This window comes from Cellulophaga omnivescoria (assembly GCF_027915275.1).
Taxonomy (GTDB): Bacteria; Bacteroidota; Bacteroidia; order Flavobacteriales; family Flavobacteriaceae; genus Cellulophaga; species Cellulophaga omnivescoria.
Genome location: NZ_CP115819.1, coordinates 1,529,517 through 1,546,823, shown reverse-complemented (window position 1 = coordinate 1,546,823; position 17,307 = coordinate 1,529,517). Strand labels below are relative to the sequence as shown.

General features: G+C 33.2%; 15 protein-coding genes. 2 read left to right on the top strand and 13 right to left on the bottom strand.

The genetic code is table 11. The annotated features are described in order from the left end of the window. Positions 1-39 precede the first annotated feature (39 nt). From PBN93_RS06785 to PBN93_RS06760, 6 genes are all read right to left on the bottom strand, one after another. Positions 40-822 carry a patatin-like phospholipase family protein gene (locus PBN93_RS06785; RefSeq protein ID WP_271081737.1) on the bottom strand — a complete coding sequence of 261 codons (783 nt, stop codon included), beginning with the start codon at positions 820-822 and terminating at the stop codon, positions 40-42. A 232-nt stretch (positions 823-1,054) separates the two neighbouring features. Further along, complete coding sequence (locus PBN93_RS06780) at positions 1,055-2,041, bottom strand: phosphotransferase (protein ID WP_271081736.1); 987 nt, start codon at positions 2,039-2,041, stop codon at positions 1,055-1,057. Between the two features lie 4 nt (positions 2,042-2,045). After that, the gene (locus tag PBN93_RS06775) at positions 2,046-3,113 is read right to left on the bottom strand and encodes a nucleoside hydrolase (RefSeq protein WP_171974496.1); all 1,068 of its coding nucleotides are present in this window, start codon (positions 3,111-3,113) and stop codon (positions 2,046-2,048) included. 10 nt (positions 3,114-3,123) lie between these two features. Next, on the bottom strand, positions 3,124-4,572 hold the full coding sequence (locus tag PBN93_RS06770) for a SusD/RagB family nutrient-binding outer membrane lipoprotein (protein ID WP_271081735.1): 1,449 nt from the start codon (positions 4,570-4,572) through the stop codon (positions 3,124-3,126). 13 nt (positions 4,573-4,585) lie between these two features. Next, on the bottom strand, positions 4,586-7,804 hold the full coding sequence (locus PBN93_RS06765; RefSeq protein ID WP_271081734.1) for a SusC/RagA family TonB-linked outer membrane protein: 3,219 nt from the start codon (positions 7,802-7,804) through the stop codon (positions 4,586-4,588). 97 nt (positions 7,805-7,901) lie between these two features. Then, the gene (locus tag PBN93_RS06760; RefSeq protein ID WP_077403285.1) at positions 7,902-8,600 is read right to left on the bottom strand and encodes a TIGR04282 family arsenosugar biosynthesis glycosyltransferase; all 699 of its coding nucleotides are present in this window, start codon (positions 8,598-8,600) and stop codon (positions 7,902-7,904) included. 321 nt (positions 8,601-8,921) lie between these two features. Between PBN93_RS06760 and PBN93_RS06755 the strand changes: the two genes are divergently transcribed. Then, positions 8,922-9,530 (top strand): TetR/AcrR family transcriptional regulator, encoded by a 609-nt coding sequence (locus PBN93_RS06755; protein ID WP_077403282.1) that lies wholly within the window; start codon positions 8,922-8,924, stop codon positions 9,528-9,530. Between the two features lie 74 nt (positions 9,531-9,604). On the opposite strand, the gene PBN93_RS06750 is transcribed toward PBN93_RS06755, so the two are convergent. From PBN93_RS06750 to PBN93_RS06740, 3 genes are read right to left on the bottom strand one after another with little or no spacing between them, the layout of a single operon-like run. Beyond that, complete coding sequence (locus tag PBN93_RS06750; RefSeq protein WP_271081897.1) at positions 9,605-10,600, bottom strand: glycosyltransferase family 9 protein; 996 nt, start codon at positions 10,598-10,600, stop codon at positions 9,605-9,607. A gap of 37 nt (positions 10,601-10,637) precedes the next feature. Then, entirely contained in the window at positions 10,638-11,237 is a 600-nt protein-coding gene (locus PBN93_RS06745; RefSeq protein ID WP_077403276.1) for a DUF4254 domain-containing protein, read from the bottom strand. Positions 11,238-11,267: 30 nt separating this feature from the next. Next, the gene (locus tag PBN93_RS06740; RefSeq protein ID WP_271081733.1) at positions 11,268-12,206 is read right to left on the bottom strand and encodes a hypothetical protein; all 939 of its coding nucleotides are present in this window, start codon (positions 12,204-12,206) and stop codon (positions 11,268-11,270) included. A 41-nt stretch (positions 12,207-12,247) separates the two neighbouring features. Here PBN93_RS06740 and PBN93_RS06735 point away from each other — a divergent pair, with 41 nt between their 5' ends. Further along, positions 12,248-12,481 (top strand): DUF6341 family protein, encoded by a 234-nt coding sequence (locus tag PBN93_RS06735; RefSeq protein ID WP_077403270.1) that lies wholly within the window; start codon positions 12,248-12,250, stop codon positions 12,479-12,481. Positions 12,482-12,597: 116 nt separating this feature from the next. Here the strand turns inward: PBN93_RS06735 and purD are convergent, their stop codons facing one another. The 4 genes from purD to PBN93_RS06715 all read right to left on the bottom strand — a co-directional run bounded on the left by purD (position 12,598) and on the right by PBN93_RS06715 (position 17,265). Beyond that, the gene (purD, locus tag PBN93_RS06730; protein WP_077403267.1) at positions 12,598-13,869 is read right to left on the bottom strand and encodes a phosphoribosylamine--glycine ligase; all 1,272 of its coding nucleotides are present in this window, start codon (positions 13,867-13,869) and stop codon (positions 12,598-12,600) included. Between the two features lie 221 nt (positions 13,870-14,090). After that, positions 14,091-15,065 (bottom strand): UDP-glucuronic acid decarboxylase family protein, encoded by a 975-nt coding sequence (locus tag PBN93_RS06725; protein ID WP_077403264.1) that lies wholly within the window; start codon positions 15,063-15,065, stop codon positions 14,091-14,093. Positions 15,066-15,128: 63 nt separating this feature from the next. Then, positions 15,129-16,496, bottom strand: a complete 1,368-nt coding sequence (locus tag PBN93_RS06720) for a sugar transferase (RefSeq protein WP_077403262.1) — start codon at positions 16,494-16,496, stop codon at positions 15,129-15,131. 19 nt (positions 16,497-16,515) lie between these two features. Then, the gene (locus PBN93_RS06715) at positions 16,516-17,265 is read right to left on the bottom strand and encodes a glycosyltransferase family 2 protein (RefSeq protein WP_077403259.1); all 750 of its coding nucleotides are present in this window, start codon (positions 17,263-17,265) and stop codon (positions 16,516-16,518) included. Between the last annotated feature and the right edge of the window lie 42 nt (positions 17,266-17,307).

Sequence of the window (17,307 nt, the reverse complement as noted above, 5' to 3'; positions counted from 1 at the left end):
AAAAAATACCAAGTCGTTCTATATCTAGAACGACTTTTTTTATTCCTTTAATTGAGCTTCTAAAGCTCTACAGGCAGCATCATAACCAATAACAAATGCTTTTTCTATACCCTTACGGTCTAACAAACCTATTTTGTCTACCTCTTTAGATTCTAACAGCATATTACAAGCACTAAGCTTTTTTTTTGCAGATGCGTATATCATTAAACCGGTTACCCTACCCGTAAGCTGTAATGAGTTTTTAAGGTCTTTTTTATCTAACCTTGCAACAATAGATACATTACTCCCAATAATATAATCGCATGTATTTAGCAATGGCTCTAACGGAAAATTGTTCATTATACCACCATCTGCGTATAGATTACCATTAATTTCTATTGGTGAAAAAACAGGAGGTAAAGCAGCCGATGCCAACATAGGCCTAATTAATTCTCCATAAGAAAAAAATTCTTCGTCACCGTCTTGTAAGTTGGTTGCTACAATATGCAACTCTCTTTTTAATGCTGAAAAAGCATTCTCTGGAAAGTATTTTGCAAACAAGGCAACATATTTTTCTGTATCTAAAAAACCTGCTTTTGCAATGGTTAAATAATGGTAATGAAAAAGCGGTGTTTCTTTAAAAAACCTAAGCATATCATCTATAGAACTTCCATTAGCGTACAAAGCACCCACCAAAGCTCCTACACTACTTCCAGAAACAGCTTTAGCATCTATTCCAAACTCATTCATTGCCTTTATTAACCCAATGTGCGCCATACCACGCACACCTCCTCCAGAAAGCACAAGACCAATAGATTTTGATGTAGTAATTTTAGCGTTCATTTAGCCTATTTTTCTTCAAATTTACTACAAAATGCTATTAAAAAGTACTTCTTTTTTTAAACTGATTGGTTTGTTACTTATATTTTTTTGACACTATAATTAAATTTTGATGCAATCAACCTAAAAAAGCCAACGCTTATAGACATTTGTTATTGATTAATACATTTATAAAAAACAAAAACCAACTATACAGTTGGTTTTAATGTTTTTGTGCATTAATTAAAAAACGTACTTAATTCACTAAAATTTTGCGAGCCTCATTAAGTAATTTCACTCTTTTTTCTAAATTAATTTCTAATGGTAACTGTGCTAAACCAATAATTCTACGCAGTATTTCTATTCCCATAAATTTATAGCATAATACAGTATCTAAATCCGCTAAGGACTTATATCTATCTACAGCTTTTTCTATTAACGTGTTAGCCTGATTTGCCATTTTTAAATGTGCTAGTAAAACGCCAATTTCAAATTCGGGCTTACCAAAAAAACAAAACTCAGGATCTATAACTTTTAAGCCTTGTACAGTTGCCAACCAACTACCAGGAAAATAATCTCCGTGCAGCAACGTATTACCATCTTGTAAATACAAATCTCCAAGTTCTTTTACAGCTTTTTTTAAAGGTTCATCTGTCTTAAAACGTTCTGCTTCTTTTTGCAACCCTGGTAAAATATCATCTAAATTAATACCATTATTTAATACATATGGGTAATTAAAAATATGTTCATGGTTAAGAGCTCGCATTTTAGTATTGGTAATTCTGTCCTCTTGTGTGTGGACTGTAATACTGGTATGCAATGTAGCTGCAAAATCTACAACAGCATACAAATCCTCTTCTAAAAATTGTTTTCCTAATTGATACAAATATGTAAAATCAGACCCATTACCAAGATCATTCATAACCATAACATTGTTAGCTTTATCTAAGCCAATTAATGTAGGCATCATTTCTTTTAAGTTAGGAACCTTTTCTATTATTTTATAAAATTTGGCCTCCATTAATACCCGGTCTTCTGGAGCGGCAACCTGCGGATATTTTTCTACATATTCTCTACTTTGCTTAACAATAAAAGATCTGGTTTCTGTAGTAATACGCAGCGTAAAATTCATATTACCATCTCCAGGCTTTTCTACAGCAACAATGGACTCGTTATTAGTTAACCAATCTTTACTTTTTAAGTAAAGGGTTAAATCCTCTATATTGTTGTTTAATTTTATCACGATACTATTTTTTAAATGTTTCCATTAATTTCTGATGGTAATTAGGCACTACATCGTAACAATAAGTTACTGCTGCACCACCTTCTTTTGTGCACAATAAATAAGATTTGTAGACCCTATTCTTATTCTCTTTTACAGTATCATCTAAATTAATCTCCAAACGGGCCTGTAAAGGTTCTGTTATAATATCTTCTGGGGCAATTATATAATGGCTAGCCAAAACATCAAACGGATTAAAACCTTCTGCTCCCTGATTTTTCCATTGCTCTATCCAAGGCTGTGATGCGGTTGCCAACCATTTCATAGCAGGTGTTGTAGATTTTAATGCTTCAAGGTCGTTTTGTTTTATCCAAACCTTACTAGAAATTTCATAAGGACAAAAAACCAACGGGACATTATTTTCTAATAATATTCTAAATGCTGTGTTGTCTAAATCAAAATTTAAATCCTTAGCCAACACACCTTTGTTTCCTATTTTAAAATAGTCCAAAGGGGTTCTACGACCAGCTACTAAAACAACCTCAACTATTTGAGATTGTAACTCTGGATATTTTAATAGTAGTAAACCAACATTAGTGGCGGGGCCAATTGCCAAAATAGTTAATGGCTGCTTTTTTAATGCTGCAGCCATTGCCTCTACAGCATCATTAGTTACCACACTGTCTAAATTAATTGCAGCACCAGCACCTTTATAAACTTTAATTTTTTGTGCTGCAAACTCCTTACTTATGTAGTTGCCAATAGCAAAAGCATTTTCTACGCTGTTGTTACCAAAAACAGTACTTAAACCGTTAATTTTTACGTTTTTGGCCTGTAATAATTGCAAAACCGCATAGCCATCATCTACATCAGAATAGCCAGGTTTTTCTATATTCTTTTTTCCAACAGCTAAATCTGCGTCTATCCAAACTTGTTTTACTCCGTTTACAATTCCGCTTGGCTTTGCTTCATCAGCAGCTTCTGTTTTTGCCTCTTGTTTTACTTCTACGGTAACGTTCTTAGCCTCTTCTTTACAAGCCGCAAACACCATAAACACAAGCAAAATACCAATTAGTTTAATTTTTTGTTTCATAATTATCATTCTATTTTTCCCACCAGCCTTTGCTGTTTATATTATCCCCACCAATACGATCAACAGCTTCTTTATAATTTGCGCTATTGGTAGCTTGCTCTGACTCTGGATACAAATACCGAACGGGATATTTGTCATTATTAAAATTATCGGGACCAGCCTCTAAATTTGGAATCCCGGTTCTACGTACATTAAACCAAGCTTCATGGCCAATATTAATTAAACTTAACCACTTTTGAGTTAATATTTTTTCTAAATCATTTGCAGTGCCATCTAAAGAAATTGCTGGCCTAGTAAAATAATCATCAGGGATTGGTGTATTGTAATACTCAAAACTAGCTGTAACAGCATTTTGGTAATACGTATTTGCATCTCCTGTAATATAACCTCTAGATGCCGCTTCGGCAAGTGCAAATTGCACTTCTGAATACTGCATAAATTGCGCATCTACACCGTCTGCAACATCTCTAAAAATACTGCCAAATAAAGATATGTTGTTTAAATCTATACCACTTGCATTTATGGTGCTACTAGATTGTCCGTTTTGCAATCCTTTGTATTCTGGTGTGGTAGAGTTTTTACTTGCCGCTGTAGGCTTGTAAAGTACAGCAACACGAGGATCATCCCAAGCAGTTAATATAGTTTCTACAGTTTTTGTCATTGTATGCTCTTGGTACAACCCTAAAGCTGCGTTAAACATAGGAAACTGGTTAGGAGCAGATGCCAAATAAGGCACAACGGCATTGTCTGCATTAGACTGCATTAACTTACCAGAATCTGCCAAAGTTTGTAAATCTGTAAAATCTGTTGTTCTTTTACTAATACGTAATAAGTAACGTACTTGAAGCGAGTTTGCAAAACGCACCCACTTCTCTAAATCTCCTTGAAACATAACATCACCCTGAATTACGTTGTTTGTATTTTCAAGCGTGTTAACTGCTTTTTTAAGCACTGCCAATATTCCCGTTTCGGCATCTGAATATATACTTTCCTGTGTATCATACTTTGGAGAAAAAGTACCATCTAAAGCTGCTACTGCTTCTGTGTAAGGCACATCACCCCAAAGGTCTGTTAACTGAGAAAAAAGGTAACTCTGCATAATATCACCAACAGCCACGTAAGCATCGTTTGCCGCTGGTGAGGCTTTCATCGATTTAATATCTGATAATAATCTAAAAATAGCACTCCAGTACTCACTATTAGATCCCATTTCATAACGGTCTATACGCTCAAACTCTATACTTGCTGCAAATTGCGCCAAATAATTAGCTTGCCTAAAACCTTGTTGATAGGCGCTAAGGTCTGATGATACAGAAACCACATTGGTTAACAAAAACTGCGGATCTACACTTTCTGGCGCATTAGGATTGGTGTTTTTTTCTTCAAAATCGTTAGTACAAGCAGTAAAAATAGTGCTTGCTACTGCGGTTGCTACAAATAGCTTTATATATTTTTTCATCTTTTTTTACTTCTTAAAATTCGGTTTTTAAACTAACTCCAAAGCTTCTGGTAGAAGGGTATGAAAAATCTTCTACACCATAAGTAATGCTTTGCTCTTGCAACGCATTTAACTCTGGGTCAAAATGCGGATTCTCTGTAAACAGCAATAAATTGCTACCTACCAAACCTATTTTTATTTTATTAAAACCTATGGCATCAACAATTTTTGCAGGAAAATTATAGTATACACTTACTTGTCTTAATTTTACATAAGAAGCACTGTAAAGCGCACTAGCCTCATTACCACGATCAAAAAATGCATTGTTGTAAGCTTGGGCTGGCACTACTGTTGTATTTGGTGCGTATTGCGGGTTATCTGCTGTACCTGTATTTATAACGCCAGCACCAATAATACCAGATTCTCTACCTTCTAATGTTTCTTTTAACACGCCAGACGTACTACCTAGTGCTTTTGTTCTAGAAACTATTGTTCCACCTTTACGCCAATCAAATAAAAAAGTAAAATCTAATCCTTTGTATGAAAACTTGTTATTAAAACCCATTGTAAAATCTGGGTTATAATTTCCTAGTAAACGTAAGTTGGGATCTTGAACAGGAAACCCGTTAGAGTCGTGTACAATTTGCCCATCTACCTCAACAAAACCTGTACCGTACATATCACCAACACGGCCATCTTTTTTTGCTATATAAAACACAGAGTTAGATCCGCCACCGCCAGAAAATATATTGGCAGTACCAGTTACAAACTGGTCTACACCCTGTGGCAACTCCTTAACCTTACTTCTAAACGTAGAAAAGTTTACCGAACTCTGCCACTGAAAATCTGCATTTTTAATTACGGTACCACTAAGTAAAAGCTCTAAACCTGTGGTTTGTACTTTACCACCATTTACGTTAAAACTACCAAAACCACTAGATTCGGATATTGGTCTAGATATAATTTGATCTACACTTGTATTTTGGTACGCTGCAGCATCTAATTGCAATCTACCATTAAAAAACCAGGCCTCTATACCTGCTTCAAAGGCATTAAGACGTTCTGGTTTAAGATTTGCATTTTTTAAAACCGTCTCGTTAGTCACCCTAAAATTAGATCCGTAATTCTGATTAAATAAAAAGTTTTGCGTGTTTTGGTACGGGTTAGTATCATTACCAACACTTGCAGCACTAAATCTAAAATTTAAGTAAGATATTGGCTCTGGTAATTTTAAAAAGCTACTAGCCACAAAACTAAGTCCTGCAGAATAATACCCAAACGAATTGTTATTAGATGGCAATGTACTGCTCCAGTCATTACGATAGGTAAGGTCTAAATACAAAGCATCTTTATAAGATAAATTACCGGTACCGTAAACACTGTTAATTCGTTTTTCAAACAATCTGCTATCTCCTTTAAGCGGAGTTCTAGAATTTGCCAAGGTGTAAATCCCTGGTAATGCTAGTTGTGAAGCTTCAGCGTAGCTGTACTCTATTTCTTGATCAAAACGGTTTGCACCTACAGAAACAGTATATTTTAAATCGTTGTTTATAGCATCTTTATAAGACACCAAAATATCTGTATTTAACTCTCTAAAACTTATATTATCTTCTCTAAAAGAACCTTGCGGATTTGCATTTGTACTCACCGCTCTTCTAAACTCGCGCTTGTCTGCATACGTATCTAGGCCTGCGCGTACTGCAACATTTAGTTTATCTGTAATATCATAAACTGCAGAAACATTACCTAAAACTCTATTTTTATTAAAACTATTGGTGTTTTCATTAACCGTTAAATATGGGTTTGTAAGCCATAAGTAATTAATATCATAATGCTGCACTCCCTCCTGACCTGCTTGCCAGTAATGTTTTAAAGCAGAAACATCTGCTTGCCTGCCTGTCCAGTTAAAACCATACAAAGGATTCTCATAACCGTAACCAAGGTTTGGCCTGTTACCACTACGTGTATTTATATAATTAACAAAAGCGTTTACATTTAATTGTTCTGTTAATTTTTGATGTAAACTAAGCGAAATACCATCACGATCTAAATCGGTATTTGGTACAATGCCCTCGTTTCTTAAATTACTATAAGACAATCTACTGCTTCCGTTTTCACCTGAAGAATTAATGGCGATGTTGTTTTGTTTGGTAATACCCGTTTCAAAAAAATTACGCACATTATTTGGGTTAGACACCCAAGGAGTAGCAGTTATAGGTGTAAAACTACCATCTGCATTTGTACGTGCAATAACATCACCAGCACGCACAGGGTTTCCGTTAATGTCTACAGAAGGACTATCAAACTGATTTACCAATAAGCCCTGATCCAATCTTGGGCCGTAGCTACTTAAACCACCATCATTTACACCAGCACCTTTACCGTTCTGGAAAGAGTATTGACTGTTAGACCCACCACCATACACATTTTGGTAATCTGGCAACGTTAATAAGGTTTCTACCGTAAGTGAATTGCTGGTAGTAACCCCAAATCCTTTCTTATTTTTACCACGTTTTGTAGTTATAACCACAACACCGTTTGCTGCTCTTGCCCCATAAAGTGCCGCAGAACCAGCACCTTTTAAGATAGAGATTGATGCTATATCGTCTGGAGAAATTTCTGAACCACCGTTTCCAAAATCAACTTCTTGCAAAGCACCGTTGTTTACTAAGTCGCTCGTAATTTGTTCATTACTAATTGGCACACCATCTACCACAAACAATGGCTGATTGCTTCCGCTTAAAGAATTTTCTCCACGTATAACAATTCTAGATGAAGAACCCACACCAGATGATCCATTAGTAATTTGCACACCTGCAACTTGGCCTGCTAAACTATTAACCACATTGGTTAATGTAACTTCTGTTAGTTTATCTGATGACACCCTAGTAACAGCAGAAACAAGGGATTGCTTTTCTCTTTCTATACCTAGAGCAGTGACTACAATTTCGTTTAACTGCTCGTCTGATGTGGTTAAAGTAATACTTGGAGGTAAATTACCATTTATAACCGTAACTTTTTTTGATGTATACCCAATAGAAGAAATCTCCAATACAAAGTTGTTAGTAGTTATTTGTAATGTAAAATCACCATCTATGGTTGTGGTTGTGTAGTTATTTTTACCTACTTCTTTTACCGTAGCAAAAGGTATAGGTTGGTTGTCTTGGTCTACTATTTTAGACGAATATGTATTTGATTGTGCAAATACGGTAAAGGCAAACAGCTGCATTACAGCCATTATAGCTATTTTCATAATTAAGTGTAATAAGGTTGATAAATTATTTTATAAGCAGTCACCACCAATTGTAATTTAATTGGTTTTTACTTATAAAAATGCCGAATGAAAAAGTTTACAAATTAGGCGGACCTCTACGTAAAAATGAAGTTGAATAAAAAGACGTAATAACACCGCTAGCAGCATTAGCTTTGGGTGTTACTTTAAAATTTAAATGTGCAATTATAAAGTTGCTTAAAACCAAATTAGGGTTTGAATAAGCAAATTGCATTGCTTCATTTGTTGTATCTACATCTTGTAATGTTTCTAAAATTGTAAATGACACATTATTAGCAATTGCCAAGTAGTGTATTTTTTTAGATAATTTTGATGTTAACCACGGTAGGTTTTTAAAAGCATCTTCATTAAAAATACTTTTATGCACACCAAATAGGTAAATACCACCATCTTTAGACGGACCAAAAACTACTTTTTTAGTAGCCATGGCATCTACGGCCTGTTGTATATGTTTAGCAGTAAGGTTTGGTGTATCATTACCTATAGAGATTACATTGTTGTAACCTTGAGCATAGAGGCTTTTGTAAGCATTGGTATAACGCTCTGCAAAAGTGTATCCTTCTTGTTGTGTTTCATCTAACCAAACAACATCTACACCACTATTATTTGCAACCTTTAGCGTATTTTTTATTAAGAGGTTAAAAAACTGCTTAGAAACACTTTTTTTATGACCACCGAATACAGATTTCCTCTCTGCTTCTAATTTAGCGGAAAGAGAAAAAACTAATAAAACCGTTTTGTTATTGTGTAGTTTCATTGTGGTTGCTTGGTCGTTAAAAAACTAAAACCTTAAAATCTTTTATAAAAATAATACAGAAAATAATAAACAATCTTTAATTATAAGACAATTACTACAAATTTCCTTTTAAATAAACATTTTTTGTTAATTATTTCCTTTTTTGCACAATAATAAAACAAACCAAGTAGTTTATACACTAGGGTAAACTATATTTTTATTTAAAAAATAGTGTAGTTTGTCGTTCCCCATACCATTTACACCTATAAACACACGTTGCGATTACAAAACAAAAAGTAAGCAGCAAACTAACCAGTCTTTTTACTGTAAAAAGAAGCTATAATGGAAAAGAACTTAAAACGTATGGCCACAATGCAAAGAATGCAGTCTGTTGGTCTAGAAATATTTTATAAAAATGGATATTATGATACCAGTGTAGATGATATACTAAAAGTATTGTCTTTATCAAAAGGGGCGTTCTATTATCATTTTAAATCTAAGGAAGAATTTTTTATAAGTATTTTACAGAATATTATTTTCCCAAAAGTATATAGCGAATTAATTGCTCCTTTTGAAGGACTAGAAAACCCTGCTGTAATTTTAGACAAGTGCTTTGACAATGCTCTTGAAACGGCAGAACACAACCAATTAGACAATGGCTTTGTGTTAAGTAATTTTATGACCGAGTTTAGCGGCAAAAATGAAACCATTGTAAAGCTCCTTAAAGAGATGTTTAAGGTGTGGGAAGTAAATTTGATTACCAATTTACAAAAAGGAAAAACTGACGGTTATATAGACCGCCACGTAGATAGTGAAGCTGTTGCTAGCTTTTTAATGTCTTCTTATATGGGTGTACGTGTGTTAATGATAAATGGTAATGCAAAATTATTTCGTTACAAATACATTCAGCAATTGCGTAGTTACTTTAAAACTATTGCTGTTAAGCGGTAGAGATTAAATTATCGTTTTTAACGATGTTTAAGTTTTTCAAAATAGAAATTTAAAAACATTTATGCTATTTCGAATTACCCAACAACCTCCAAAACCTTTTGTACAACATCGTCTGGCAGTATGGTTTTCATTGCTTTTTCATAACCAGGCGGAAATTTATTGCCATACACAGATGTTGGTATAAGTGGGTAATTTTCTCTGTTTGCTAACAATGCATTTGTGCTTTGTTGCGCAAATGGGTAAAAACCAGCAAATGGGTGTGTAACTCCCCAAAGTGTTATTGTTGGCACCGCAAACATTGCGCTTAGGTGTGCGTTACCGCTATCCATAGCTAACATAACGTCTAGGTTTGAGATTAAAGAGAGTTCTTCTGTAAAGCTTAGTTTTTTAACCACCGAAACACAATTGCTATACGTTTGTTCCCAGCTATCTAAAACTTCTTTTTCTTTATCTCCTCCTCCAAAAAGGATAACAGTATAAGCATTGGTTGTATTTAAACTGCTTACTACTTGTTCCATAAGCTCTAAAGGGTACGTTTTACCCTCAAAAGCAGCAAATGGTGCAATTCCTATCCACTTTTTTGGTTCTTTTGGCAGCAATGCAATAGCAGTATCAGACAGTTTTTCTTTTGTCAAAGCACAAGATTCATCTAACTTAATGGGAAATCCTAACTTACTAAAAACAGAAACGTACCGTTGTTGCGTAGTTTTCAGCTGCTTAAAAACTTTATTTTTACTGGCCGTTAACGCTTTTTTATCGGCTCTGCCTTTATCAATTTGTATAAAAGGAATACCAGATAATTTAAAAAACTGTTTTAGAATGTTAGATCGTAAAACGTTATGAATATCAGCTACCGCAGTTATTTTTAACGCTTTTAGCTCTTTAAACAATTTATAAAGTCCGTTTACGCCTTTATGTTTGCCCTTAACGTCTGCCTCATAAACCTGTACGTTAGGCAATTGTGCAAACATTGGGGTAAAAAACCGTCTTGTTAAAATGGTAATTTTTAAATCTGGATTTTGGATTAACAACCCTTTTACAACGGGCACAGTCATTGCAACGTCTCCCATTGCAGACAACCGAATTATTAATATGTGCTCTTGATGCTTAGTTTGCACGAAGCACTGGGTTTAGCTCGTCATCATTGTACATTTTCATTTGCTTGTACACTTTCATATATTTGTTACCAGCTTCAATATCTGCTAATAGCTGATCTATTGCGGTAGATAAGTCTTTTTTCTGCTCTAATAATACATCTAATTTAGCTTTACACTTTTGCCTATGGTCTTCAGTAGCATCTGCTCTTGTAGCTTCTTCCTGCATATGGTAAACCTTTAATGCCAAAATAGACAATCTATCTACTGCCCAAGCAGGACTCTCTGTATTTATTGTAGCATTATCTTTAATTTGTACCGTATGGTATTTATTTAGAAAATAACTATCTATATACTCTACCAAATCTGTCCTATCTTGATTACTTGCGTCAATTTTACGTTTTAAATCTAATGCATCTACAGGGTCTATATTAGGATCTCTTATGATGTCCTCATAATGCCATTGTACGGTATCTATCCAGTTTTTACGATACAACAAATGGGCAATTTCGTCTTTTGGATATGGGTTTTCAAAAGATTGATATACATTATCTAAAACGTGGTATTTATCTATACTTTGATTAAATATTTTAAAGGCAAAATCACTGAACATACTGTAAAATTTTAGGCAAATATACCAATTTTACTTTAGTATAACCTTAAACACAAACACCGTTATTGGTACAACAATAGCTATAAAAAGATTTAATTCTTTAAAACGAGGTTTACGTAAAATTTCTATGTAATTGGTTAAAAAGACTGCTGCCGGAAAAAAAGTAATCATTATTGGAAAATAACCAAGAGAAGTCTCAAATAAGGTTATAAAAATACCCACGGTAAAAGATACAGCAACTAAACGCATACTTGCCAAACGACCAACACCACTTTTGCCAAGTTTAACACTACTTACTACACCTACAATAATTACAACAATTAAATACACTATAGTTGCAGAGCTTTTGCTCCACTCCCTAAACATATCTGCGTTAATATTTAATGTAAAAACATAGTGTTGTAATACAAAATTGAACTTACCAAGCACTGCAAAAACAGCAGATGTAATTAAGGCAACTGTGACCAAGGCAGATAATGGTAAAAACCAATTTCTAATATTTTTTGGTTCATAAATATAAATAGCAATATAAACCCAAACAAGATAAAGTAGAGCCCAATCATAAAACAAGCTGGCTACTATAATCCACATAGATGCATCAAAAATTTTATACTTAATTTCTTTTAATGATTTAAGACTTAATATTTTTCGGGTAGCCAAAACAATAAAAAAACTGCAAAAGATACCGTTAGTATCTGTTAAAGAAGCAGGAAAAAAAACACATAATAAACCATAAAAAAGTACAGCAAAAGAGTTTGCCTTTGTGATTTTATTACGTTTAACAATAAAATTTACAAGGAAAATTGTAAAAAATAGTACTGCAACTATACCAATATTAGAAGCTACTAACCCCAGTGTAAACAAGGTATTCTCTCCAAAAAAACGTACCGTACCATAAAACACCAACAATAAAGTAAGTACAATTATGTAATTTATAGGTTTTGTTTTTCCAAAAAAGCTTGAAATCATCTAGAGTTTTTATATTTTTGCACGGTAAATATACATATAAGATGAAAACATTTTTTAAAGCAATAGAGGATTTATTTGTTGATGTACTTTTTGCTCCTTTAGATTTATTAAGAGCATTAGAATTAGAAAACTGGTGGGCTGCAAATACACTTAACTGGATTTTTATGATTATTGGTGCAATAGCAATGGTATATTGGATGTTACAACTTAAAGAGCACGCTGCTAATGGCGAGGAAGACAAGAGCGCTAACGCACACTCATTTATTAAGATCTAAAAATATCTTTTATTAGCTGTACCGGCTAAATTAGATTTACTCATACACTAAGAAAACCCAACTAGCTACTTATGTAGTTACTAGTTGGGTTTTTATTTTATTGTTTTTTTTTGGTTTTACAAATCGAAACCTAGATCTTTTCTATAGTTTATTTTATCAAAATGTAGCTTTTCTACGTTTTTATACGACTGTGCTAAAGCCTCTTTAAAATTAGCTCCAAACGATGTTACTGCCATTACACGGCCACCACTAGTAACCACTTTATCACCATCTAACTTAGTGCCTGCATGAAATACAATAGAACCCTCTACTAAGTCTAAGCCTGTTATCTCTTTACCTTTTTCATAAGCTTCAGGGTAACCACCAGATACTGTCATAACTGTAGTTGCCGTACGCTCATCAATTTTAATATCAATGGTATCTAACGTTTGGTTGCCTACAGCTTCAAAAACCTCAACTAAATCGTTTTGTAAACGTGGTAAAACAACTTCAGTTTCCGGATCTCCTAAGCGCACATTGTATTCTATAACCTTTGGTTCATTATCAACTTTAATAAGCCCAATAAAAATAAAACCTTTGTACGGTAAATTATCTTTAGCAAGGCCTTCTACCGTTGGTTTTACAATTTGGTTGTGTATTTTACTCATAAACTCATCACTAGCAAAAGGAACAGGAGAAATAGCACCCATACCGCCTGTATTTAAACCAGTATCACCCTCGCCAATACGCTTGTAATCTTTAGCTGTTGGCAATACTTTAAAGTTTTTACCATCTGTAAGCACAAAAACACTAAGCTCTATACCGTCTAAAAACTCCTCTATTACAACTGTTGTACTAGCATCTCCAAATTTAGAATCTACCAACATAGAAGCAAGTTCTTTTTTAGCTTCCTGTAAATCTTGTAAAATTAAAACACCTTTACCTGCTGCTAAACCATCTGCTTTTAAAACATAAGGAGCTTTTAAGGTTTCTAAAAACGCTTGTCCTTCTGCCAACGTATCTGCTGTAAAACTTTTATATGCTGCAGTAGGAATATTATGACGCATCATAAATTCTTTAGCAAAATCTTTACTACCCTCTAAAGTTGCGGCTGCTTTTTGCGGACCAATTACTGGAATATTTTTTAAATCGATGTCGTTTAAAAAGAAATCATGTACACCATTAACCAAAGGGTCTTCTGGGCCAACAACAACCATATTTATCTGTTCTGCAAGAACAACTTCTTTTATAGCTTGAAAATCATTAACACCAATTGGTATATTTTTTGCTATTGAAGCAGTACCAGCATTACCAGGTGCTACAAATAGTTTGTTTAGCTTTTTACTTTGATTTAGTTTCCAGGCAATAGTATGTTCTCTACCACCAGATCCAAGGATAAGAATATTCATAATGTAAAAGTTTGCCCAAAAATACAGTAAGGCAAATTAATATCCTTTAAAAAAAAGAAAAAAAGAAGTGAGAGTATAGATAGCTTCGCTGTTAAAAATAAGAATATAGACTTACTGTTAAGGTAAATAGATACAAGATCGCTGCGCTGATAGATTCTAGATGCAAGACCAACTCATTTTAATCTATTCTCTATTTTCTATACTCTAGTCTCTATGTCTCTCTATTTAGAAAAATCTCTATGTTCTTTATCTTGTAATTCTTCAGGGGATAACGACTTAAAGTAGTCGAAAACAATTTTTAGTCCTTCTTCCCTAGAAACCCTAGGTTCCCAACCCAACAGTTCCTTTGCTTTAGTAATATCTGGTTGTCTTTGCATTGGGTCATCTGTTGGTAAAGGCTTGTAAATTACCTTTTGCTCTGTACCAGTAAGTTTTATTATTTCTTCTGCAAATTCGCCTATTGTAGTTTCGTGTGGATTACCAATGTTAACAGGATAGCTATAGTTGCTCATTAGAAGCCTATAAATGCCCTCTACTTGATCATCTATATAACAGAAAGACCTTGTTTGCTTTCCGTCGCCAAACACCGTTAAATCTTCTCCTCGTAAAGCCTGACCCATAAATGCTGGTACAACACGACCATCGTTTAGTCGCATTCTAGGCCCGTAGGTATTAAAAATCCTAACTATACGCGTATCTAGTCCGTGAAAACGATGGTAAGCCATAGTAATAGACTCCATAAAACGTTTAGCCTCGTCGTAAACTCCACGTGGCCCAACCGGACTTACATTACCATAATATTCTTCGTTTTGCGGGTGTACTAATGGATCTCCGTACACCTCTGAGGTAGAAGCTACCAAAATAGTCGCATTTTTTTCTTTTGCTACTCCAAGCAAATTATGTGTACCTAACGCACCAACCTTTAATGTCTCGATAGGAATTTTTAAATAATCTATAGGACTTGCTGGTGATGCAAAATGTAATATATAGTCTAATTTACCAGGAATATGAATAAACTTAGACACATCATGATGTTGAAACTCAAAATTTTCTAATGGAAAAAGGTGCTCAATATTTTTTAAGTCTCCCGTAATTAAATTGTCCATTGCAATTACGTAGAAACCCTCTTTTATGAACCTGTCGCATAAATGAGATCCTAAAAATCCTGCTGCTCCAGTAATAAGTACTTTTTTCATTCTATTTTTTAATATGCCTTTTCTTCTCCAGAAACAGCGTTAAGTACGGTTTGTACTATGATTTTAAACTCCTCTTGAAAATAAAACTGTAGTAACCGTTTTAAATATAATTCTTAAATCTAAAGTAATAGACCTATTTTTAATGTAATACATATCATACTCTAATTTTCTAATAGAATCATCTAAATTTTCACCATACTTATATTTTACCTGTGCCCAACCTGTAATACCAGGCCTAATCAAATGTCTAACATCATAAAAAGGAACAATTTTATTTAGTTCTTTAACAAAAACTTTTCGTTCAGGCCTAGGACCAATAAACTGCATATCTCCTTTAATAACCGAAATAATTTGAGGCAATTCATCAATTCTAAATAACCTCAATATTCTTCCAAAAGGTGTTATTCTTGCATCGTTTTTAACAGCCATTTTTGCTCCAGATTTCTCAGCGTCAGTAACCATTGATCTATATTTATAAATTTTAAATTCGTTACCATATAAACCCACTCTCTTCTGTGAATAAAACAAAGGACCTCGGTTGAAAAACAAATTAAGTATAAAAACAAATGGTATGGTGAACACAAAAAATAGTCCAACAAAAAGCGCTAACATAAAGTTTACCAAAAAACTAAATATTCTTAATAAATATCTAATTTTAATATTTCTAAACTGAAGTATTTCATAAAAACTATCGTTATGAGATTTAATAGGTAGAGCCTCATACATATTTTCATAAAAAGAAGTAAAAGAAATGACTTCTTTTCCTTTTAACATTGCCATTATAATAGCTTTTTCTAATTCTTTAGAAAAATTATTGTAACTATCTGTATTTATTATCCAAGTATCAATTTTATCTGTGGCTTCTAAGATAGATTTCTTATTAGTAAATTCCTTATGATTAGAAGTAAGAGTTAGCTTAACTTTATAAAAGGTTTCTAAATCAGTTCCGTTAATTTTAGCTATTTCATCCTTTATTTCATCTTTGTTTTTTTCGTCATAAACGTATAAAACATTTTTTGTTACTGGAATTATATTAAATACATTACGGTAAAAAAAACGCCATAATCCAATTTGAACTGGAGTTAAAAGCAAAAAACACAATAAAGGAATTCTCCAAAAGCTAACATCAAAAAATATAACAGTGAAAACAAAAATTGATAACACATATATCCCCGATATATATAGAGACTGAGAAAGTAAATACTTTTTTTTAGAGACTTTTTCTAAATTATAAAAGTCAAGAATATATGCAAGCATTAAGTAAAAAAGCAACCCTATTGCAAAAATTAAGACCTTAAGATTTAATGATACAAATTGTTTATCTATAGCAAAATTAATAAGTAAATTTAATGACGCTAAAATAATTAACAAGTCACCTATTAAAAGAATAAATTTTCTCTCGACCGAATTTAAAATTGAAGGTTTAGCCATTAATTATGTACTCTAATTTCTAACAAAAATAAGATTTCAATTTTAAAACAACCGCTGTAAATAAATAAAAAGAAGATTTAATAAACGAAAGCTTTTCTTCTTCTCTATATATTTTCCATTCATATTTTAATAAATCTAGTTTATTGGAGGAAATAGAGTTATTCACTATTCTATAAGAAGCTAAATTTAGATTTAATCCATACGCATCGGTAATCTTCAATAACTTTAACCATAATGCATAATCTTGTCTCTTTCTAATTGACGGCATATAATGCTTCCCTAGACTATCACAATTATAAATAACCGTCAAACACCCAATAGGGTTCTTAAATAATGCCCTATTATAATTAACGTGATTTAACACCTTTTTACTCTTTGACAATACATTTCCCTTTTCATCAATTACGTCATAGGAAGAAAAGGAAAAATTGTGTTTATTTTTTACCATAAATTCAATTTGTCTACCTAATTTATCCTTATGCCAAATATCATCACTATCTAAAAATGCAATATAACTCCCGCTTGCTAATTCAATTGCCTTATTTCTAGAAACACCAGCACCACTATTTTTCTTTAATTTCACATAGATAACCCTTGAATCTGTCTTAGCAAATTCCTTAATAATAGAAGCACTTAGATCTGAAGAACAATCATCTACCAAGATGTGCTCCCAATTTTCATATGTTTGATCCTGAACAGATTGTATACAGTCTGAGACAAACTTCTCAGAATTATATACAGGCGTCACTATAGAAACTTTGTTATTCATTTAAAAAAATTAGAGCTATTTTTATTAAATTAGATAAAAATG